The sequence below is a fragment of the Vicinamibacteria bacterium genome, assembly GCA_035620555.1.
Classification (GTDB): domain Bacteria; phylum Acidobacteriota; class Vicinamibacteria; order Marinacidobacterales; family SMYC01; genus DASPGQ01.
This window is the reverse complement of sequence record DASPGQ010000533.1, coordinates 1-2,888: the sequence shown is the minus strand read 5'-3', so window position 1 is coordinate 2,888 and position 2,888 is coordinate 1. Positions and strand designations below refer to the sequence as shown.

The following is a 2,888-nucleotide window of genomic DNA, read 5'->3' as shown; positions in this document are numbered from 1 at the left end:
GTTCGCCGTTCCCAGATCGATGGCCAGCTCGTTGGAGAACATGCCGAACAGAGAGCGCAGATACATTCGCTTCGTGCGCGAGTTGCTAGACAGGTTGGGTATCAACGGTTTATGACTCTGGGCCGTCGGGGGCGCCGATGTGTAGCGAGTCGGACAGGCAAATCGCGTCCTTGCCTCTTTCTTTTACACTATACATTGCCTGGTCGGCTTTTTGCATGAGATCTTGCGGGTTCCGACCGTGATCCGGGTAGAGGCTCACGCCGAAGCTCGCGGATAGACGAGCCGCCAGATCGAACTCCGACAGGAATACATGCGACTTGAGAGCGGTCCGGACACGCTCGGCGGCCGCGAGAGCCCCTTTGCCATCGGTGTCGGGAAGCACGATAACGAACTCGTCCCCCCCGTAACGGCTGACGATGTCCTCTTCCCGAACCGCATCGCGAAGGAGAGTCCCCACTTCGTACAGAGCCCGACTCCCATAGAAGTGCCCGTAACGATCGTTGATCGACTTGAACCCGTCGAGATCCAGGAACATCACCGCGAGGCTGCTTCCCATTTTCTTGGCCTGTCCCAAAGCGTCCTCGAGGAAGCTGTTCAAATAACGCGAGTTGTAGAGCTTGGTCAGGTCGTCGGTGACCGCGAGCTGCTCGGTCTTCTGAAACAGAAAGGCGTTCTCCAGCGCGATCGCCGCGGGCTCCACCAAAGTGAGCAGGAGATTCATATCCTTCTTCGTGAACCGGGACCCCGAGGCCCGGTTCATGATCTCGACGACGCCGAGGGTCCGCCCGCGGGAGATCAGGGGAGCGCAGAGGATGGCTCGAGTTTCGAAATTGGTCAGCTGGTCGAAGCGATTCTGGAACCTCCGGTCGCGATGCACGTTGTTGACGATTGCTGGCTCGCCCGTCTCCGCGACCCAGCCAGCCACTCCCTCCCCGATCTTGATCCGGATGTCGCTGAGGTCCGCGCTCTTCTCGCCCAGCGCCATCTCGAAAACGAGCTCACCGGTCTCCTCGTCGACGAGGAGAATGGACCAGGCCTCCGAGGGGATCAGCTGTTGAATCTGCGACATGATGACGTTCACCACCCGTCGGGGATCGAGTATCGAGTTCGCGGTGGAGACGATCTCGCCGAGCACCTGGAGTCGGTGGGACGTTTCCCGGACGCGACGGGAAAGCTCGCTCGCCTTGCGGCTGGTAACGAGGTGCCGCCGCGCATCCTGAACGAGGCTTCGCAGGACGCCCCGTCGCGGGACTTCGCTGAGGTGGGCGGCGAAAACCGAGCGCTGATCGGCCCGGTCGCCAAAGGCGATGAGCGGCACGTCGGGAGCGCTCTTCCGAAGCCATCGCACCAGCCCGTTCTCTTCTCCCGGCTTTTGCCTCTCGACGATGATGGCGTCGTAAACCTCCGCGAGTCGCACCTCGGCCTTTTCGAAGCGAGATGGGTCGAAATGCAGGACTTCAAAATCGGGTGACGCACTCACCGACGAGAAGGCGCGTACCGTATCGCCGGAATGAGCGAACAGCGCCAGCTTGAGAGGCCGAGGTCTCCGAGCGCCGACTTTCGAAGGTCTTCGGCTTCGCGCGCGCCGAGACCCCGATGCCGGGAGCCCGCTCACCCTAGTGCCGTTCCAACGTGATGGGCCTAACGAGGAGCCCCTCATCGGCGGGTCCGAAGTAACGACCGGCGCGCCCTTTCATCGGTCCAGAGATCTCGAAAGACACTAGTCGGTCCCTATCTCTGCGTAAACGGTCTTTTCCGCAACGCCTCCGCCATCGCGGCGACGAGCCTTGACGATGACCGGATGCCGACCGGTTTCTCTCACCTGAAAGTAATACGTGAACGATCCGTCTTCCTTCACCTGGACCTTGTCGTCGCCCATTCCTCGATCGACGGTGACGACGGCGCCGACGATCGTCCGACCACGCACCGTCACGAGGCCGTCGAGAGTGACCGACGGTCTGAAAACACTGAGCTCGGGTGGGTTGTCGGAGGCGGTCACACGGGTCGTAACCGTGAACTTGGCGAACTCACTCGGAGCGCCTCGGCGGTTGTCCGCGTCGATAGCGGTCACCTGCCAGTAGTACGTCCCCGCGGCGAGGCCTCGATGCAGAATCGAGACGTTGGGCACGGTACTCTCGAGAATGGGGTCCTTGAAGTAAGGCGAGCGGTCGAGGACGACGTTGTAGCGTCGCGCCCCTTCGACGGGGCGCCACTTGAACTCCGTGGTCTCGGCGACGGAAATCAGCGAGAGGTTTGCCGGCGAGACCAGCGCCGGTACCGCGGGAAGCTCGATGATGTCGGAGAAGCTCCCGTCCGCGCTCACGTCGATTGCCTGGGCCGCGGACAGCTGAATCTTCTTGTCTCCCGATCGCACATCGGACTGACCGCTGAAGATCGTCACCCCGGACTTGCGCGTCGACGTGTCGAAGCTCACGTCGGCGCTGGTGTTCTCGGCAAACGTCGCCTCGGTCGTTGGCGTCTGCACATCGCGTCTCGACCCGGTCACGCCTCCTCTGGGCGTGGTGAGGTTGACCTGACCAGCAGTAAGCGAGACCGCTACTCGGGTGGCTTTGGTGTTGGGATCTTCCGTAGCCTCCTCGATGACGAGGATCGAATCCGGCTTCACCAGGTACTCCGTTCCGTCGAACAGGCGGACGCGCGCGTGGGAATCGCCCACCGTCCGGATGGTGTCATCCTTGGTGAGCGTGATGCCGGCATTGGCGTCGATCCACTCGTAGGTTCCCGATTTCCGCACCTTCACCGCTCCCGCCATGTCGAGAAACCGTGCACTCTTGTCGTCAACCGGGGGAGGCCGGTCCCCGCGAACCTCGGCCCGGGTGTCGGTGACCTGGAGATACATCCAAGTGACCGCTCCCGCGAGCCCCAGG

General features: G+C 62.2%; 2 protein-coding genes. Both read right to left on the bottom strand.

Annotation, left to right across the window (positions count from 1 at the left end; translation table 11 throughout):
• Positions 1 to 109: 109 nt before the first annotated feature.
• A complete protein-coding gene (locus tag VEK15_21810; protein HXV63351.1) occupies positions 110 to 1,480 on the bottom strand; it encodes a sensor domain-containing diguanylate cyclase in 1,371 nt (456 codons plus the stop codon).
• Between the two features lie 240 nt (positions 1,481 to 1,720).
• Positions 1,721 to 2,888 (bottom strand): FecR domain-containing protein (locus VEK15_21805; protein ID HXV63350.1); only part of this gene is annotated, 1,168 nt, incomplete at its 5' end.